18 protein-coding genes and 1 tRNA gene are annotated in these 17,335 nt (G+C 63.0%); 10 read left to right on the top strand and 9 right to left on the bottom strand.

Annotated features, from left to right (window positions below; all coding sequences use genetic code 11):
• The first annotated feature begins 24 nt into the window (after positions 1-24).
• From EN846_RS07430 to EN846_RS07420, 3 genes are all read left to right on the top strand, one after another.
• Entirely contained in the window at positions 25-1,137 is a 1,113-nt protein-coding gene (locus tag EN846_RS07430; protein WP_127391248.1) for an efflux RND transporter periplasmic adaptor subunit, read from the top strand.
• A 2-nt stretch (positions 1,138-1,139) separates the two neighbouring features.
• Entirely contained in the window at positions 1,140-4,259 is a 3,120-nt protein-coding gene (locus EN846_RS07425) for an efflux RND transporter permease subunit (RefSeq protein WP_127391249.1), read from the top strand.
• A gap of 131 nt (positions 4,260-4,390) precedes the next feature.
• A complete protein-coding gene (locus EN846_RS07420) occupies positions 4,391-5,005 on the top strand; it encodes a TetR family transcriptional regulator (RefSeq protein ID WP_127391250.1) in 615 nt (204 codons plus the stop codon).
• A gap of 138 nt (positions 5,006-5,143) precedes the next feature.
• Here the strand turns inward: EN846_RS07420 and EN846_RS07415 are convergent.
• Positions 5,144-5,220, bottom strand: a tRNA-Met gene (locus tag EN846_RS07415).
• A gap of 238 nt (positions 5,221-5,458) precedes the next feature.
• Here EN846_RS07415 and EN846_RS07410 point away from each other — a divergent pair.
• Positions 5,459-6,424 (top strand): Gfo/Idh/MocA family oxidoreductase, encoded by a 966-nt coding sequence (locus EN846_RS07410; RefSeq protein WP_127391251.1) that lies wholly within the window; start codon positions 5,459-5,461, stop codon positions 6,422-6,424.
• A gap of 50 nt (positions 6,425-6,474) precedes the next feature.
• Here EN846_RS07410 and mnmA read toward each other — a convergent pair whose 3' ends face one another.
• Positions 6,475-7,665 carry a tRNA 2-thiouridine(34) synthase MnmA gene (gene mnmA / locus EN846_RS07405; protein ID WP_127391252.1) on the bottom strand — a complete coding sequence of 397 codons (1,191 nt, stop codon included), beginning with the start codon at positions 7,663-7,665 and terminating at the stop codon, positions 6,475-6,477.
• Between the two features lie 261 nt (positions 7,666-7,926).
• Between mnmA and EN846_RS07400 the strand changes: the two genes are divergently transcribed.
• Positions 7,927-8,202, top strand: coding sequence for a DUF1153 domain-containing protein (locus tag EN846_RS07400; protein ID WP_006203587.1), 276 nt, complete (start codon positions 7,927-7,929; stop codon positions 8,200-8,202).
• 68 nt (positions 8,203-8,270) lie between these two features.
• On the opposite strand, the gene EN846_RS07395 is transcribed toward EN846_RS07400, so the two are convergent.
• Positions 8,271-9,197, bottom strand: coding sequence for an NADP-dependent oxidoreductase (locus EN846_RS07395; RefSeq protein WP_127282274.1), 927 nt, complete (start codon positions 9,195-9,197; stop codon positions 8,271-8,273).
• 90 nt (positions 9,198-9,287) lie between these two features.
• Here EN846_RS07395 and EN846_RS07390 point away from each other — a divergent pair, with 90 nt between their 5' ends.
• Complete coding sequence (locus EN846_RS07390) at positions 9,288-9,692, top strand: helix-turn-helix domain-containing protein (protein ID WP_127393955.1); 405 nt, start codon at positions 9,288-9,290, stop codon at positions 9,690-9,692.
• Positions 9,693-9,759: 67 nt separating this feature from the next.
• Here EN846_RS07390 and EN846_RS07385 read toward each other — a convergent pair whose 3' ends face one another.
• Positions 9,760-10,137: a flagellar export protein FliJ gene (locus EN846_RS07385; protein WP_127282272.1), complete on the bottom strand. Its 378-nt coding sequence runs from the start codon at positions 10,135-10,137 to the stop codon at positions 9,760-9,762.
• A gap of 450 nt (positions 10,138-10,587) precedes the next feature.
• Here EN846_RS07385 and ctrA point away from each other — a divergent pair, with 450 nt between their 5' ends.
• A complete protein-coding gene (gene ctrA / locus EN846_RS07380) occupies positions 10,588-11,283 on the top strand; it encodes a cell cycle two-component system response regulator CtrA (protein WP_006203583.1) in 696 nt (231 codons plus the stop codon).
• Positions 11,284-11,359: 76 nt separating this feature from the next.
• Here the strand turns inward: ctrA and EN846_RS07375 are convergent, their stop codons facing one another.
• Complete coding sequence (locus tag EN846_RS07375) at positions 11,360-11,728, bottom strand: response regulator (RefSeq protein WP_127282271.1); 369 nt, start codon at positions 11,726-11,728, stop codon at positions 11,360-11,362.
• A 250-nt stretch (positions 11,729-11,978) separates the two neighbouring features.
• Positions 11,979-12,608 carry a histidine phosphotransferase family protein gene (locus tag EN846_RS07370; protein ID WP_128346108.1) on the bottom strand — a complete coding sequence of 210 codons (630 nt, stop codon included), beginning with the start codon at positions 12,606-12,608 and terminating at the stop codon, positions 11,979-11,981.
• Between the two features lie 402 nt (positions 12,609-13,010).
• On the opposite strand from EN846_RS07370, the gene EN846_RS07365 reads away from it, so the two are divergent.
• The 3 genes from EN846_RS07365 (at position 13,011) to EN846_RS07355 (ending at position 15,203) form a co-directional block, all read left to right on the top strand.
• A complete protein-coding gene (locus EN846_RS07365; RefSeq protein WP_245478323.1) occupies positions 13,011-13,547 on the top strand; it encodes an EipA family protein in 537 nt (178 codons plus the stop codon).
• Positions 13,548-13,695: 148 nt separating this feature from the next.
• Positions 13,696-14,856, top strand: a complete 1,161-nt coding sequence (locus EN846_RS07360) for a hypothetical protein (protein ID WP_128346109.1) — start codon at positions 13,696-13,698, stop codon at positions 14,854-14,856.
• Positions 14,857-14,897: 41 nt separating this feature from the next.
• The gene (locus tag EN846_RS07355; RefSeq protein WP_127394235.1) at positions 14,898-15,203 is read left to right on the top strand and encodes a hypothetical protein; all 306 of its coding nucleotides are present in this window, start codon (positions 14,898-14,900) and stop codon (positions 15,201-15,203) included.
• Here EN846_RS07355 and EN846_RS07350 read toward each other — a convergent pair.
• The 3 genes from EN846_RS07350 to EN846_RS07340 all read right to left on the bottom strand — a co-directional run bounded on the left by EN846_RS07350 (position 15,182) and on the right by EN846_RS07340 (position 17,315).
• Positions 15,182-15,982: an RNA methyltransferase gene (locus EN846_RS07350; protein WP_127310666.1), complete on the bottom strand. Its 801-nt coding sequence runs from the start codon at positions 15,980-15,982 to the stop codon at positions 15,182-15,184. The two genes, EN846_RS07355 and EN846_RS07350, sit on opposite strands and share 22 nt — an antisense overlap.
• A 57-nt stretch (positions 15,983-16,039) precedes the next feature.
• Complete coding sequence (locus EN846_RS07345) at positions 16,040-16,378, bottom strand: metalloregulator ArsR/SmtB family transcription factor (RefSeq protein WP_127282265.1); 339 nt, start codon at positions 16,376-16,378, stop codon at positions 16,040-16,042.
• Positions 16,379-16,538: 160 nt separating this feature from the next.
• Complete coding sequence (locus EN846_RS07340) at positions 16,539-17,315, bottom strand: HugZ family protein (RefSeq protein ID WP_128346110.1); 777 nt, start codon at positions 17,313-17,315, stop codon at positions 16,539-16,541.
• Between the last annotated feature and the right edge of the window lie 20 nt (positions 17,316-17,335).

Genomic DNA, 17,335 nt, shown 5'->3' with positions numbered 1-17,335 from the left:
CTATTTTGACGTGAGGCGATGGGCATGAAAAAGAGATCCCTAATTGTGCTGGGCAGTATCCTGATCGCAGGATCAGCGGCACTGGCATTCGTGACACTTTCTGACCGCACGCAGGCAGCCGCCGTCGCTGCCGACCCGAGGCAGGAACCTCCGATCGTCAGACTGGTGACGGGAGAGCAAGTCACCGGCTCTGCGCGCAGTTTTACCGGCATTGTCGCGGCGCGAGTGCAGAGCAACCTTGGTTTTCGCGTGCCCGGCAAGATTGTCCAGCGCCTCGTGGATGCTGGCGATCAGGTCAAGGCTGGACAGCCGCTCATGCGGATCGACGAGACCGATCTACAACTTGCGCTCACGGCAAAGCGCAACGCAGTCGCCGCGGCACACGCTGTCCTAATCCAGGCGGCAGCAGACGAGAAACGCTATGCGGCTTTGGTGAAAGACGGATTGGCTGCAACTCCGCAGCGATACGAACAGGCCAAGACCGCGCTGGATACCGCTACGGCCCAGCTCGCCGCCGCCGAAGCGGAAGCGAAGGTCGCGGAGAACGAAGCGACATACGCAGTCCTGGTGGCGGACGCCGATGGAACGGTGGTCGATACGCTCGGTGAGCCGGGTCAGGTCGTCTCCGCCGGCCAGACAGTGGTCCGGATCGCCCAGGCCGGCCCCCGCGAAGCGGTGGTATCACTTCCCGAAACGATCAGGCCGGCGATCGGCTCGGCGGCCGAGGCCAGCGTGTATGGTGGCGATGAGCACCGCCATGCGGCACATCTGCGACAATTATCCAACTCCGCCGATACCCAGACCCGCACCTATGAGGCCCGCTACGTGCTTGACGGTGAGGCTGCGGCGGCACCGCTTGGCGCGACGGTGACCATTCGGGTTGCAACCCAGGCGAGTCAGCCTGAGGTCCAGGTGCCGTTGGGAGCCGTGCTCGACGACGGCCGGAAGACTGGCGTTTGGGTCTTGGACAAGGGCACGTCGACCGTGCACTTTCAACCCGTCCAGCTTGTTCGTGTAGCCAGCGAAACCGCTGTGATCTCCGGACTAAGCTCCAGTGTTCCCATCGTGTCGCTCGGCGCTCATCTCCTGCAAGAGGGTGCTCGCGTGAGGACTGCCTCTGAAATCGGGAGCAACTGAGGATGACCCTCAATCTTTCAGCGCTCGCCGTTCGCGAACGGGCCGTCACTCTGTTCTTCATCCTCCTGCTGGTGGCTGCCGGCGCCTACGCCTTCCTTATGCTCGGCCGAGCGGAGGACCCCAACTTTACCATCAAGACCCTGACCGTCACGACGACATGGCCAGGCGCGACAGCGCGCGAGATGCAGGACCTCGTCGCCGAACCCTTGGAGAAGCGGCTTCAGGAGCTGACCTGGTACGACCGGGTGGAGACGACTACGCGGCCGGGCTATGCGTATATGACGGTCACGCTGAAGGACAGCACGCCGCCATCCGCCGTGCAGGAAGAGTTCTACCAGGCCCGCAAGAAGCTCGGGGATGAAGCCCGCAACCTGCCGCCCGGCGTCTACGGGCCCTTCATCAACGATGAGTACTCGGATGTCAGCTTCGCTCTTTATGCGCTCAAGGCCAAAGGCATGCCGATGCGTGAGCTGGCCAGGCAGGCCGAGGCGATCCGCCAGGACCTCTTGCACGTGCCCGGCGTCAAGAAGATCAACATCCTCGGTGAACGTCCCGAGCAGATTTTCGTCGAGTTCTCCTACGCCAGGCTGGCTACGCTCGGCGTGTCGGCCCAGGATATCATTGCCGCCTTGCAGCGGCAGAACACTGTCACCCCGGCGGGCTCGATCGACACTGACGGGCCGCAGGTCTTCATCAGGGTCAATGGCGCCTATGACAGTGTCCAGACGATCGCCGACACGCCGATCGTTGCCTCCGGGCGGACGCTCAAACTTTCCGACATCGCCGAGGTCCGCCGCGGCTATGAAGATCCTCCCACGTATCTCATCCGGCGCCAGGGTGAGCCCACGATCATGCTCGCGGCCGTTATGCAGGAGGGCTGGGATGGTCGCGCACTCGGCAAGGCGCTGGAGGACAGGACGGCGGCCATCGTACGGACATTGCCGCTCGGGATGACGCTCGACAAGGTGTCAGACCAAGCGGTCAACATTACCTCGGCCGTCGACGAGTTCATGATGAAGTTCGCGATGGCGCTGGGCGTCGTGCTGCTGATCAGCCTGCTGAGCATGGGCTGGCGGGTCGGCATCGTCGTGGCGGCCGCCGTCCCCCTGACGCTTGCCGCCGTGTTCCTCATTATGCTGGAGACGGGACGGTTCTTCGATCGCATCACGCTCGGCGCGCTCATCCTGGCGCTCGGTCTTCTCGTCGACGACGCCATCATCGCGATCGAGGTGATGGTGGTGAAGATGGAAGAGGGCATGGACCGTATCAAGGCGGCGGCCTATGCCTGGAGCCACACGGCGGCGCCGATGCTGTCGGGAACGCTGGTCACGATAGCCGGCTTCCTGCCGGTGGGCTTCGCTCGCTCGACGGCCGGCGAATACGCTGGCAACATCTTCTGGGTTGTGGGTTTCGCCCTCATCGTCTCCTGGATCGTCGCCGTGGTCTTCACGCCCTATCTCGGCGTCAAGATGCTGCCCGCCATCAAACCGATCGAAGGCGGTCACCACGCGATCTACGACACGCCTAACTATCGGCGCCTGAGGCGGCTCATCACTTTTGCCGTGCGCCACAAGTTCGTGACCTCCGGTATTGTCGGCATCGCTTTCACGCTCTCCGTTGTCGGCATGGGTGCCATCAAGCAGCAGTTCTTCCCCACATCCGACCGCCCGGAAGTGCTGGTGGAGGTTCGCCTGCCGGAAGGCACCAGCATCGAGACGACGACCGCCACGGTCGAGAAGCTCGAGCACTGGCTGGACGGACAGCCCGAAGCCAAGATCGTCACGAGCTATGTCGGTCAGGGCGCCCCGCGCTTCTTCTTCGCGATGGCGCCTGAGCTGCCCGATCCCGCCTTTGCCAAGATCGTCGTTCTGACCCCGAATGCCGAGGCGCGCGAGGAATTGAAGCACCGGCTTCGAGAGGCGGTGGCACAGGGCCTCGCGCCGGAAGCCAATGTGCGCGTCACGCAGCTCGTGTTCGGCCCCTACACGCCGTTCCCAGTCGAGTTCCGGGTCATGGGACCTGATCCTGCGCAACTCTACAGTATCTCCGAGAAGGCCCTCGGCATCATGCGGGGCGTCCCGGACGTGCGGCAGGCCAACCGCGACTGGGGCAATCGCACGCCCGTGCTTCGCTTCGTCCCGGACCAGGATAGATTGAGCCTCATCGGCCTGTCGCCGACCGAGGTGGCTCAGCAGCTGCAATTCCTCCTTACCGGCATCCCGGTCACGCAGGTCCGCGAGGACATCCGCAATGTCCCTATCGTGGCGCGCAGCGCCGGCGGCGAGCGGCTGGATCCGGCGCGCCTGGCGGATTTCTCATTGATGAGCCGCGACGGCCGGCAGATTCCGCTCGACCAGATCGGCCATTCCGAAATCCGTCCTGAAGAGCCGATCCTGAAGCGCCGCGACCGCACGCCCGTTATCACAATCCGCTCCGACATCAACGAAGCGACCCAGCCTCCGGAGGTCTCAAAACAGGTCGTGAAAGCCCTTCAGCCGCTGATCGCATCCCTTCCGGCTGGCTATAGCATCGAAATGGGCGGATCGATCGAGGAGGCTGAAAAAGCCAACACCGCGTTGGGCAAGATCTTCCCGGCCATGATCGCCGCCATGCTGATCGTCATCATGCTCCAAGTGCGATCCTTCTCGACGATGTTCATGGTCGTGCTAACGGGGCCGCTTGGCCTCGTCGGCGTCGTGCCGATGTTGCTCGTCTTCCACCAGCCCTTTGGCTTCAACGCCATTCTGGGCCTGATAGGATTGGCCGGCATCCTGATGCGCAACACGCTGATCCTGACCGAACAGATCAAGGAAAACCGCGCCGCAGGCCTCGACGCCTATCACGCCGTCATCGAGGCCACAGTGCAGCGCGCGCGGCCCGTGATCCTAACCGCGCTTGCCGCAGTGCTGGCCTTCATACCCCTCACGCACTCCGTCTTCTGGGGATCGATGGCCTATACGCTGATCGGGGGCACGGCGGTTGGCACGGTATTGATCCTACTCTTCCTTCCCGCGCTCTATACCGCGTGGTTCCGGATCAAGCCGACCGCGGACGAGAACCATGAGGCCGCCCCAACGCAAGAGCCAGAACCGCAACTGCGGCTGGCAATGGCCGCGGAATAGGACTCGTGCCGGATGAAATGGGGTCGAGGCCCGCCCAAAGGACTTGCCTTGCGGGCGGGACGATCGTGCCCGCTTCCAGATGCTCGACGGGCAAGTCTTGCAGATCCGATTGATCAGTCCCGGAGAGATCAATGAATCACCCGATCCGAGTGCGAACTGATCTCGACTCGGTGCGCGCGCGCATTCTTGAGGTAGCGGAGAAGCACTTTCGCCGCATCGGCTCCCATAGGACGTCGATGTACGACATCGCCTCAGACCTCGGCATGAGCCGGGCAAATGTCTACCGTTTCTTTCCCTCTAGGGATGCGATCAACGGGTTCATCTGCAAGCGGATCCTGGACGAGGCTGCCGATATCGCCTTTGCGATCGCACGTACGAACGCCACGGCGTCGGAAAAAATCAGTCGGCTTTTGATCGCAATTCACAATCATGGCAAGGCGACACTGATCGAGCAGAAGCACATGCACGACATGATTGTCGCGGTCATGCGGGAGGACCGGGAGATCGTCAAAGGTCATATTGAGTGGATGGTCACGATCTTCGAGGCGATCATCCGCGAGGGCATTGGAGCGGGCGAATTCAAGGTCAGCGACCCGGCAGAGGCGGCGCGCGCGGTCAAGACCGCGTTCATGCCGTTCTTCCATCCGGTTCTGATCGAGCACTGCGTCCAACACGGCGAAGACACCGAGGCGAGCTTGCGAGAGCAGATTGGCTTTATCCTGAAAGCACTTGCCAAGTCGGACTAAGCGGCATGCAGAAACAAACGTTAGGCAATGTGCGGCACCCAGGCGGACGCCTCAACCCTTGAAATCATTCAAGATTCTTGGACGGGGCGCCACCACAACTACCCGTTTTCGCTATGATTTCAATGGCTTATGATGATTTGGTAGCGGGAGAGGGACTTGAACCCCCGACCCCAGGATTATGATTCCCGTGCTCTAACCAACTGAGCTACCCCGCCAGGGCGGCGAAAAGCCCGAAATCCACCTAAATCTAAAGGCATGTCGGAGCGTTCACCAAGGTCGGCGCGGATATAAGGTTGCGAGGGCAAGCCTGTCAAGCTTCGATGCGGCCGCCCGCCCGGCTTATTTGCGCTGCAGCAAAAGCTTTGCCGGACAGGCATTTGATCTGGGGCGCGGGGTTGAGTTCGACGGGGCACGTCGCTATGTCTCGGCCACGAAATTCTAGAGTTTGAGCGAATGAAGCCGCGCATTGCAGTCCTCGGTTGCGGATACTGGGGCAGCAACCATATCCGCACTCTCAAGGCGCTCGGCGCCTTGCACGCGGTTTCGGACCTCAATCGCGCGCGCGCGGAAGGCTTTGCCAGCGAGCAGGACTGTCTGGCGATCGAACCTGAGCAGTTGTTCAAGCGCGACGACGTCGACGGCATCGTCATGGCGCTGCCGCCGCAGTTCCACGCCGACATGGCGGTGCGCGCCATCGAGGGCGGCAAGGACGTGCTGGTGGAGAAGCCGATCGCGCTGACGGTCGCCGACGCCGAGCGCTCGGTGCAGGCGGCAAGGGACCACGGCCGCGTCTTCATGGTCGGCCATGTGCTGCGCTTCCACCCCGCTTTCGAGACGCTCAAGGGCCTGATCGACAATGGCGAGCTCGGCGAGGTGCGCTACATCCATTCGCATCGCCTCGGCCTCGGCAAGTTCCACACCGAGAACGACGCGCTGTGGGACCTTGCGCCGCACGACCTGTCGATGATCCTGGCGATCACCGGCACCGAGCCGATCGAGGTGAGGGGCGAGGGCGCCGCGCTGCTCGACAATCTCAGCGACTTCGCGCATCTGCACATGCGCTTTCCCAACGGGCTGCGCGGCCATCTCTTCGCCTCGCGGCTCAATCCCTATCGCGAGCGGCGGCTGACGGTGGTCGGCACCAAAGCTATGGCGGTGTTCGACGATGTCGAGCCGTGGGAGCGCAAGCTCGCCGTGTACCGCCATGCGGTGTGGCAGGACAGCGGCCAGTGGGCCTTCACCGCCAACGAGCCGTCCTATGTGGCGGTCGGCGAAGGCATGCCGCTGACGCGCGAGCTGGCGCATTTCATGCGATGCATCGAAACGCGGGCCGAACCGCGCACCAGCGGCGAGGAAGCGATCAGGGTGCTGCGCATCCTGACTGCGGGCACCGTCACCCACTCCGGCCCTTCATCCTGAGCCCGGGCTAAAACGCCTTTGACGTCCGGAAATCGCGGCGAAGCGCGTCGCTATTCGGCGGGGATCTGCGCCGGGCGGGCGGCAAGCCGCGTCAGCATGGCCTCGGCCTCGGCGCCGCGCTCCGAGCGTTCGATGAAGCCGCCGCCGAACACGCGCGCCTCGTTGCCGTCGTCGGAATAGAGCACGCAGGCCTGGCCGGGCGCGATGCCCGACTCGCCGTCGACCAGTTCCACCGAGGTGACGCCGTCGCGGTGATGCAGCACCGCCGGACGCGGCGGGCGCGTCGAGCGGACCTTGGCGAACAGTTCCAGCCCGCCGGCCGGAACGTCGGCGAGCGGCCCGTCGCCAAGCCAGTTCATGTTGCGCAGATAGATCTTGTGCGTCTCCAGCGCCTCGCGCGGGCCGACGATGACGCGGGCACGGTCGGCGTCGAGATGGACGACATAGAGCGGCTCGCCGGAGGCGATGCCGATGCCGCGGCGCTGGCCGATCGTGTAGCGCAGGATGCCTTCATGGCGGCCGAGCACACGGCCGTCGATGTGGACGATGTCGCCGGGATTGGCGGCGGCAGGCTTCAGCTTGGCGATGATGTCTGAATATTTGCCCTGCGGCACGAAGCAGATGTCCTGGCTGTCCTGCTTGGCGGCGACCGTCAGTCCCATCTCCTCGGCGATGGCGCGAACCTGCGGCTTCGACAGGCCACCCAGCGGAAAGCGCAGATAGTCGATCTGCGCCTGCGTGGTGGCGAACAGGAAATAGCTCTGGTCGCGGTCGGCATCGACCGGGCGGTAGAGCGCGCGATGGGCGCCGTTGGCGCCGGAGCGGATGTAGTGGCCGGTGGCCAGAGCATCGGCGCCAAGGTCCTGCGCGGTCGCCAGGAGGTCGGCGAACTTCACCGTCTGGTTGCACGAAACGCAGGGAATCGGCGTCTCGCCCGCGACATAGGAATCGGCGAAGGGATCGATGACCGCCTTGCGGAAGCGCTCCTCATAGTCGAGCACATAATGCGGGATGCCGAGCGTCTCGGAGACACGGCGGGCATCGTCGATGTCCTGGCCGGCGCAGCACGAGCCGGCGCGATGCGTCGCCGCGCCATGGTCATAGAGCTGCAACGTGACGCCGACGACGTCATAGCCTTCGCGCTTCAGGATGCCGGCGACGACGGAGGAATCGACGCCGCCCGACATGGCGACGACGACGCGGGTGTTTTCGGGGCGTCCGGGAAGGTCGAGGCTGTTCATGGTTCTTTCGTTCTGCGTGGCGTCTGAATGCCAATGGCCGGAATATAGGTCAAGCACCCGCGTGGCGCCAGCGTCTCCCGGACGGGTCGATTTTTTGCCTGCAAAATCAATGCCCGGCGGCGCATCTCTCAAATGCCGAGGAAAACGCTAACGCGACGTTCACGATCCTTACCTAGTCATTAGGGTTCGCTTAGGCAATTTTTAAAGCTGTGGCGGTACTGTGGCGGGGATTGGGTCTTTGAGTTTTTTGTAGAGAGTACGATGACCGATCTGGTTAGACCGCGAGTCAAGTATGTTATCGGGCCTGACGGCAGCCCTCTTACGATTGCCGATCTGCCGCCGACCAATACGAGGCGCTGGGTTATCCGGCGCAAGGCGGAAGTTGTGGCCGCGGTGCGTGGCGGACTGCTCAGCCTCGAAGAGGCTTGCCAGCGCTACAAGCTCACCACCGAGGAATTCCTCTCCTGGCAAGCGTCGATCGACGAATACGGCCTTGCCGGGCTGCGCACGACGCGCATCCAGCAATACCGGCATTGAGGCCTCTCCAGGCTAAACGAAGGGCGCGGTAACCGCGCCCTTCGTGTTTTTGTCGGATCGTCCCGCGCTCAGACTGCCAGCACCACCTTGCCGATCGGCCTGGCGGCGAGGAAGGCATGGGCGTCGCCGGCTTGCGCCAGCGGAAAGCTTTCCGCCACATGCACGGCAAGCTTCTTCGCGTCGATCAGTTTGCCGAGTTCAATGAGACCGTCGCGATCCGGCACCACCGACATGCGCTCGACGCGGATGCCGCGGGCGCCGGCCGTTGCCCTGGTGGCGTCGTGAACGTTGAGCAGCGAAACCAGCACGCCGCCGTCACGCACGACTTTCAGCGACTGATCGGCATGATCGCCACCGATTGCGTCCAGCACCAGATCGACATCGCCGACCTTTTCGGTGAAATCGCCTGCGGTGTAGTCGACGACCTCGTCGGCGCCGATCGATCGCACGAAGTCGAGCTTGTCGGGACTGGCGGTGGCGATGACATGGGCGCCGAGCGCCTTGGCGATCTGCACCGCCAGATGGCCGACCCCGCCGGCCGCCGCGTGCACCAGCACGCGCTGACCCTTTCTCAGGCCGCCGTGGCGGACGAGGCCTTGCCAGGCCGTCAGGCCGGCCAGCGGCAGCGCCGCGGCGTGGATGTGATCGATGCTGTCGGGCTTTGGCGCAATCTCGTCGGCGGGGGCCACGGCGAGTTCGGCGTAGGCCGCCGCCTGCTTCGGAAAGTGCGGCATGCCGAACACCTGATCGCCAACCTTGAGGCCGCTCACATCGGGGCCAAGCGCCTCGATGGTTCCGGAAATGTCCCAGCCGAGGATGAAGGGCGGCTCGCCGAGCAGCGGGTAGTGGCCGCCGCGCACCGCGCCGTCGACAGGGTTGATGCCGGCCGCGCTGACGCGGACCAGCACTTCGCCGGCCTTCGGCGCCGGGTCCGGCCGGTCGGCGATGACAAGGACGTCGGGACCGCCGACGGTATTCTGGGTAACGGCACGCATGAGAGGCTCCTCGTATGTTGGTGTGCCGCTATCATTTGGATAGTAATATTCCCTTGTCCAGTATGTACCTTTTCTATATATAGGCACCTCATGGATAGCGATAACGACTCCCCTTTCGGCTATGACGCGTACCGGCGGACGTGCCCTTCGCACACCGTGCTCGAAATGCTGGCCAGCAAATGGGTCTACCTGACCGTCTGCGCGCTGCGCCGCGGGCGGATGCGCAATGGCGAGCTGGCCCGCAAGCTCGAAGGCATCACGCCGAAAATGCTGACGCAGACGCTGCGTGTGCTCGAGCGCGACGGGCTGGTGCGGCGGGAGATCTTTCCGGTGATCCCGCCAAGGGTCGAATATGAGCTGACCGATCTCGGCCGGAACCTGGCGGGACTGCTCAATCAGATACGGTCCTGGTCGGAAGAGCACGCGCCCGACATCAAGGCGGCCCGCACCCGGGCATCGATGGATCCTCAAGAGGATCATGCGACGCTGGGCTGAGCGGTCGCCAGGCTCCTGGCCGGCGGTTCGCCGGCTTGCATCGCGGAGGTAGCGCTCGGCGGCGGCTTTACCCGATCATTGCGCTGCGGCCGCCGAGTTCGGCGTCGCGAATCTTGGTGTCGCGCGATTCCAGCATCTCTGCCTTGGAAAGCTCCGCTTCAGCTTCGCCGAGTAATGATTCGGCAGCGCTTCGCTGTTGGGCGAGGTCGCTTTGCGAATTTCTAAGGTTGTCGCGGCGCAGGCGCGCCGCCTTGGCGAAGGTCGGATAGGCAAAATGGTTGATGTCGGTGATGCCGGCCTTCTTCTCCTCGGCGGCGATCTGCACCTCCAGTTCGACGGCCATGCGTTCGAACTCGGCGATCATCATGTCGAGCTGCAGCAGCTGCCGCCGCTTCTCATTCACCTGAAACTGTTTCAGCCGAACGAGGTTTTCACGTGACTTCATGATTCGGTACTCCCGGAAACGCACACCCGCACATATCGTCCAATCCGCCCGGAAAGGCCCAAGCGCTGCCCGTATCCCCTGGCTTTCCCCCCACTATGGGAAACAAACTCCTAAAGTTTTTTGCCGTTGGTAACCATTCGTTTACGGGCATTGTTAATCATACGGCCGAGGACTTAAGGCCGGGTAAAAATTCCGGCTTTCGACGGGAAGCCGACCAGCGAGTCCCTGGAGTCACTTAGGCTGACTTATTAATGTGGTGCATTAGCGGTTTTGGTCTGTGATTCATTATTAGATTCAAGAGGGTGTAGAAAGGGGTTAAAAAATCTGGTATCGTCCTCGGCACGAAATTAGGTTTTGTTAACCATTCAATGGCACCTTCTGTTCAGGCAATCACTGCTCCGGGTCCCGGACGGGTCGTGACATGGTCCGGCAGCAGAAAAGGGGAATGAAATGCGTGTTCTGCTGATAGAAGATGACAGTGCAACCGCACAAAGCATCGAATTGATGCTGAAATCGGAAAGCTTCAACGTCTATACGACCGATCTCGGCGAAGAAGGTGTCGACCTCGGCAAGCTCTACGACTACGATATCATCCTTCTCGATCTCAATCTCCCCGACATGTCGGGCTATGAAGTCTTGAGAACGCTTCGCCTGTCCAAGGTGAAGACGCCCATCCTGATCCTGTCCGGCATGGCCGGCATCGAGGACAAGGTGCGCGGCCTCGGCTTCGGCGCCGACGACTACATGACCAAGCCATTCCACAAGGACGAGCTGGTGGCGCGCATCCACGCCATCGTGCGGCGCTCCAAGGGCCATGCTCAGTCGGTCATCACCACCGGCGACCTGGTGGTCAACCTCGACGCCAAGACCGTCGAAGTCGGCGGCCAGCGCGTGCACCTGACCGGCAAGGAATACCAGATGCTGGAGCTGCTCTCGCTGCGCAAGGGCACCACGCTGACCAAGGAAATGTTCCTCAACCACCTCTATGGTGGCATGGACGAGCCGGAACTGAAGATCATCGACGTCTTCATCTGCAAGCTGCGCAAGAAGCTGGATGCGGCGTCGGGTGGTCAGAACTACATCGAGACGGTCTGGGGCCGCGGTTACGTGCTGCGCGAGCCGGAAGACATCCGCGTCAGCGCCTAACACGCCCTGTCGATTGTTTTTGAACACAAAAAACCCGGCTTCAGCCGGGTTTTTTGTTGCCGATCCGGGCCGGCCGTCAGGCGGCGATTTTCAGGACGCGAAAGCGTTCCAGCAATTGCGGCCGATTGAACGGCTTCAAGAGATAGCCCTGGGCGCCGGCCCGCTTTGCCCGCATGATCGAGGCGACATCGACTTCGACCAGCGAGATCAGGATCTGCGGCTTGACCGCGCTCTCCATGGCGCGAACCCGGCGAATGAAGTCGACCGCCTGCATGTCCGGCAGGCCGCCATCGACGACGATGACGTCAGGCATCTCGGCGGCGCACACCTCGACGGCATCAAGGCCGCTGGCGGCTTCGATCACGGTGAAGTCGGAGCCACCGAGGATGCGTTTTGCGACCTTCCTGATGACGCTCGAATCGTCGACGAACAGGCAGCGTTTCATTTCCGGGTCCTCTTTGCCATCTGGCGAACCGGCAACCTCTGGGCAACCGCAGCCACCATAGTTCAATCTGGTAAAGAAGCGGAAAAGCCGTTAGGTAAAGTTTTTGCAAAGATGCGCCTTGTTCGCCCCGTTCGTCGCGAACTCGGTTTTGGTCAGGCCAACAAAACTTGCTACGCCTGAAATGCGGGCCCAACCGCAAATATTATTTGAAATAGATACTTGATCTGTTCTTGCCGACAGAACAGGCCGCTCAAGCGGCCGACAGCACGATTTCCTCGGCCGTCGCGTGGATCGAAATCGTCATGCTGGCCTCGCGCGCCAAGAGCAGCGTGTAATAGGGCTGGACCGAATGGGCGTCGATCGGTTCCTCGGGCTTGTGGCCGGAATGCAGTTCGAGGAATTTCGGCGGCACGCGCAGCATCGGACCGGCGGCCGACAGCGCAAAACGCGGCTCGGTGTCGAGATTCTCCAGGGTGACGACAAGCTTGCCGCCGCGCGGAATGGCGGCGTTGGCGACGAGAATGAGGTTGAGCAGCAGCTTGACCTTGTTCTTGGGCAGCAGCGCGCGGGCCCCGTTCCACACCAGTTCCGGCTTCTCGTTCTTGAGGAAGGCGATGGCGACCGCCTCGGCGTCGCCGGTGTCGATCATCATGCCGGCCGAGCCGGCGGCGCCGAAGGCGATGCGGGCGAATTGCAGCCGGGCCGAGGCATTCCTGGCGCTCTGGCGGATCAGCTTCATGGCGTCTTCGTCGGCGCCGCCCTCGTCGAGCAATTCAAGGCCGTTGTTGATGGCGCCGACCGGCGAGATGATGTCGTGGCAGACCCGGCTGCAGAGCAGCGCGGCAAGGTCGGGTGCGGAAAGGGTGAAAAGCTCGGCCATAGGCGAAGTCCCTGCTAAAGTTATTCACGGCCGAGCGATCAGTCGTCGCGCCCCGCCCGCACGAATCACGCGCTCTCCCTGGGCACCCTGAATACACAGCGCCCGAGCGTGCAGCAACAAATCCAAAATTGTCGTCGGCGAAAATGGTGGATTCGCGCGGAAATGCCGGGCCCCGCGCAGCGTTTCGGGGCCAGAGCTGGGTTCCCCGGCCTTCGAACCGCCATCTTCATGTGAGAGCTTAATGGTTGAAAAAGGATTACGGCATAGTTTGCCAGTGATAGTCACCTCGAGCGGCCGCCAAGAGCCGTGGGGGGTGCGAGGCGTCGGCGAAAGTGCTCCCTGACGGAGATTGGAAGCATGTTTTCCCGATTCTACGACCGGAATCTTTTCCGTGTCATTTCCATGGCGATTGCCCTCATGGGCGCTCTCGTCTTCTCAACCTCCGCGCTGCGGGCACAGGAATATACCGCCCAGGAGATCATCGATTCCGGCCACAAGTTCTTCGGCGCGACCTCCGGCGGCCTGGCCACGGTCGTCGAGAAGATCTTCGCCTCCTACGGCCTGCCCAACGGCTACCTGCTCGGTGAGGAAGGGTCGGGCGCGCTGATCGGCGGCCTGACCTATGGCGAGGGCACCCTCTACACCAAGAATGCCGGCGACCATAAGGTGTTCTGGCAGGGTCCTTCGCTCGGCTGGGACTTCGGCGGCGAGGGATCGCGCGTCATGATGCTCGTCTATAACCTCGACGACATAGGCAATCTCTATAACCGGTTCGGCGGTGTCGCCGGCTCCGCCTATGTCGTTGCGGGCGTCGGCTTCAACGTGCTGCAGAACAACAGGGTGCTGCTCGTCCCGATCCGGACCGGCGTCGGCGCCAGGCTGGGCGTCAATCTCGGCTATCTGAAACTCACGCAGCGGCCGACCTGGAATCCGTTCTGACAAGGTCATGACGGTGCCAATCCAACATCAGAACTGCTTGTTGCAGGTCTTGCCGCGGCATGCTCTTGCCGCGGCACTGGATTTCCGTCATGCCAAGATGGCAAAGTCGAGCTTTGGCGGTAGCCGCCATCCATAGCGGATAGTCACCTTGGTCCAGTCGATCCTGTTCTTCGCCCTCGGCTTTCTTTGCGCAGCGTTTTTGGCATTGCTGATCGCTCCGGCCATCTGGCGCCGGGCCGTCGCGCTGACGCGCAGGCGGGTCGAGGCTTCGATGCCGCTGACGCTGGCCGAAATCCAGGCGAACAAGGATCAGGTCAGAGCCGAGTTCGCAATGTCGACGCGACGCCTGGAGATGAGCGTCAAGACCCTGCAGGAGAAAGCAGCCGAGCAGCTGGTCGAGATCGGGCGCGGCCACGAGGCGCTCAAGGGGTTGGCGGTCGAGCGGAAGGACAAGAACCAGGCGCTTTCCGACCTCGAGGTGAGGACCGGGGAACTGCACCAGCGCGAGGAGCAGTTGCACCAGCTGTCCGAGAAACTGGCGCATATGGAACGCATGCTGGAGAAGCGCGCGCTCGAGCTGGAAAAGCTGGAGCATATGTATGACGATGCCAGCTTCGCCTCGAGCAACCGCCAGATCGAGCTGGTGGCGCGCGAGTCCGAGCTGGACAAGCTCGCCAACGACATTGCCGTGCTGCGCGCCCAGCGCAAGGAAGCGGACAGGCGCAACCAGGAGATGACGGCCGAAAGCAAGGCCGCTCGCGAGGCGCTGAAGTCGGAGAAGAAGAGAACCGGCGAACTGGACAAGAGGGTCGAGCGCCTGCTCGCCACGCTTGCCGATCGCGAGGAGAAGCTCGACCGCCGTGAGAAGGAACTGGCGCGGCTTCGCGAGCGGGCGAAGGGCGAGACCACGGCGCCCGCTCCCGTGGCCCCGACGGCCGGCGTCAGCAGCAACGACATCGACAAGGCGATCGCCAGACTGGACGGCGAGCGCGAGCGACTGGAGGCGCGGCTGACGGCGCTGGCGCGCGAGAACAAGCGCCTCAAGACCGACCTTGCCGCCCACGAGACGTCGAGGTCCGGGGCCAGCAGCGATGCCCGTGGCGCAAGCGCTGCGCTGCGCGACCAGATGAACGAACTGGCGGCGGAAGTCGTCAGCCTGACGATGAAGCTGGACGGACCGGATTCGCCCATCGCCAAGGCGCTGGCCTCTCCGCCCCGCGAAGGGCGCCCGGCCAATGGAGAAGGCGTCACCAGCCTTGCCGATCGCGTGCGGGCGCTGCAAAAGGCGCATTCGCCGAACGGAAAGTAGCGCACGCCGCAACCTGCTTGCACTCAGGGCTGGGCATCACCATGTCCGATGCGATGATCCTCCGTGCGGTCGCCGCGATATTCCTGCTCGCTCTCTGGCTCTTTTGTCCGCTGCTTTCCGCGCTGTTGGATGTCGCGACGTCGCTGTGGGATATCACCGAAATAGCCCACGATGCGCGATCGAGGGCAACCGGCGCTCCAGTGCCGCGCGCAGACGACATGGAAGTCTTCAGGATCGAGGCCGCGCCAACTGAGATCGGCACGACACGCATCGTTCCGAAACCAGGTCAGCCTTCGACCACACTGTCCCTCATGGGCGACATTCGTCAGCCGCCGCGCGAAAAATGATGCAGCGCGATGGCCGAGGCGGCTGCGACGTTGAGGCTGTCGAAGCCTTGCGCCATGGCAATCCGCACCGTGCGCAAGCGGGAGAGCAGAGCCTCGGGCAGGCCTTCGCCTTCGGTGCCGAGATAGAGCGCCAGCCGGTCCGTCCTCTGCGCATCGCGAATGTCGGTCTCGCCGCGCGGCGACAGGGCGAACTGGCCAAAGCCCAGCCGGTCGAGCAGGGCGGTGATGTGGCCGGCGTCGCCGAAGGATGCGAAGGGGACCTTCAGCGCGGCGCCGACCGAGACGCGGATCGCCTTGCGGTACAGAGGATCGCAACAGGTCGCGTCCATCAAGACCGCATCGGCGCCGAAGGCGGCGGCGTTGCGGAAGATCGAGCCCATATTGTCGTGATTGGCGATGCCGACGAGGACGACGACCAGCGCGCCGGCGGGCAGGGTAGCCAGCAAACTCTCGGCGGGTTGTTCGGCGCCCCTGCTGCCGATCGCCAGAATGCCGCGATGCATGTGGAATCCGGCGATCCTGTCAATGATCTCGCCGCTGGCGACATAGACGGGGAGAGCAGGAGCAGCCTTGCGCAAGGTGCTCTCGAGACCAGCCAGCCGGTTTTCCAGGACCAGCACCGATTCGACGGCGAAGCGGCCCGCCGAGAAGAGCACGTCGAGCACCACCTTGCCTTCGGCGACGAAACGGCCGTGACGGCCAACGAGATCGCGCTCGCGGATATCGAGATAGGCAGCGACACGCGGGTCCCGCGGATCGTCGATGCGGATAATGTCCATGCGTGCCTCGACCGGCGAAAATTCGTCAGCGAGGTAAGGGGTGATCGGACGCGCCGGTCAAGCCCCGGCGCGACGCAGGCGATGGGCCATCCGCGATAGATCGCCGTCGCCGAAAATGCCGTCCAGCATGCGGAGCAACTCGCGCGCGGCTTCCGACTTGCAGGAATAGTAGATCATCTGCCGGTCGCGACGGGTCTCGACGAGGTCGAGTCCGCGCAGCTTCGCCAGATGCTGAGACAGGGCGGACTGGCTCAGCTGGACCTTTTCGGCGATGGCGCCGACCGACATTTCGCCGTCGACCAGATAGCTCATGATCAACAGCCGTTTCTCGTTGCCCATGAGCGTCAGAAACGTGGCTGCCGATTCGGCGTTTGCGATTAGCTTGCTCGAGATCATCGATGCCCCATGCTTTTCAGCTCATCCAGACGCTATGGGGGCAATAGCGTCTGATTCCATAAACTCACGTGTGGGTGCGCGCTCGTGAATCAGCGTCACACCAAAAGGGTAGAACATTTCTTCCAAATCTCAAGACTTGCTTTTGATTCTAGGCGATTAACTATCGCCCTTGTGAATAGCCGGCGGCGCGACCGGTCTTTGCCATGTCGACCAGCACCGTTCGCAGATCCCGCGCGGCCTTCAGCGGTTCAGGAAAGAACACCCGGCATAGGCTATCGCCAGCCGCAAGGTCCATGCCTTCGGCGTCGAAGCCGGTGGCGACCCAGCCGTCACCCTCGGCCCTGGCGAAATGAAGCGCATAGACGGCGATCGCGTCGAGATGGTCGGCATTCATGTGGTCGAGTGCCGATTGCTCGCCTGCGGCCAGGTCCTCGACAATCGGTCCGGCGATGATGAGGTCGGCACGATCGAGCAGATAGGCCTTGCCGAAGCCGCCATTGAGGCTGGCACGCTCGGGTTCGAGCCGGAAAATGGAGAAGTCGCCAAGCCCGGCGTAGAGCCTTGCCTTGGGATTGCGGTTGAGATAGCGCCGCTCGGCGCGCTGGTGCTCTTCCGCCCCATGCTCCAGCCGCCTCGCCCGGCAGACCAGCGTTATGCGCGGATGCGCCAGCGGATCGCCCTTGCCGGGTTCGCCGACCAGCAGCGAACAGCGCGGGTCGGCAAGCAGCGCGCCGGTATGCGCCGACAGCATCGAGACCAGGATCAGCGGCGCGCCGTCACTGTCGGTGGCAACGCCGACCCGGCTCGCCAGCGGCGCCCCGGTGCCGGGCTCGATCACCGCCAGCGCGCCGAAGCGAGCGCTACGGATCAGCGTCTTCGCCAGCCTCACCGCTTCGGCATCGGTCTCGCGGATGACGTCCTTTTTACGATCAACCAAGAGCGCTCACCGTTTAAGCT

Source organism: Mesorhizobium sp. M4B.F.Ca.ET.203.01.1.1 (assembly GCF_004791025.1).
Classification (GTDB): Bacteria; Pseudomonadota; Alphaproteobacteria; order Rhizobiales; family Rhizobiaceae; genus Mesorhizobium; species Mesorhizobium abyssinicae.
The sequence above is the reverse complement of the archived record's forward strand: the minus strand, read 5'-3'. Positions and strand labels throughout refer to the sequence as shown.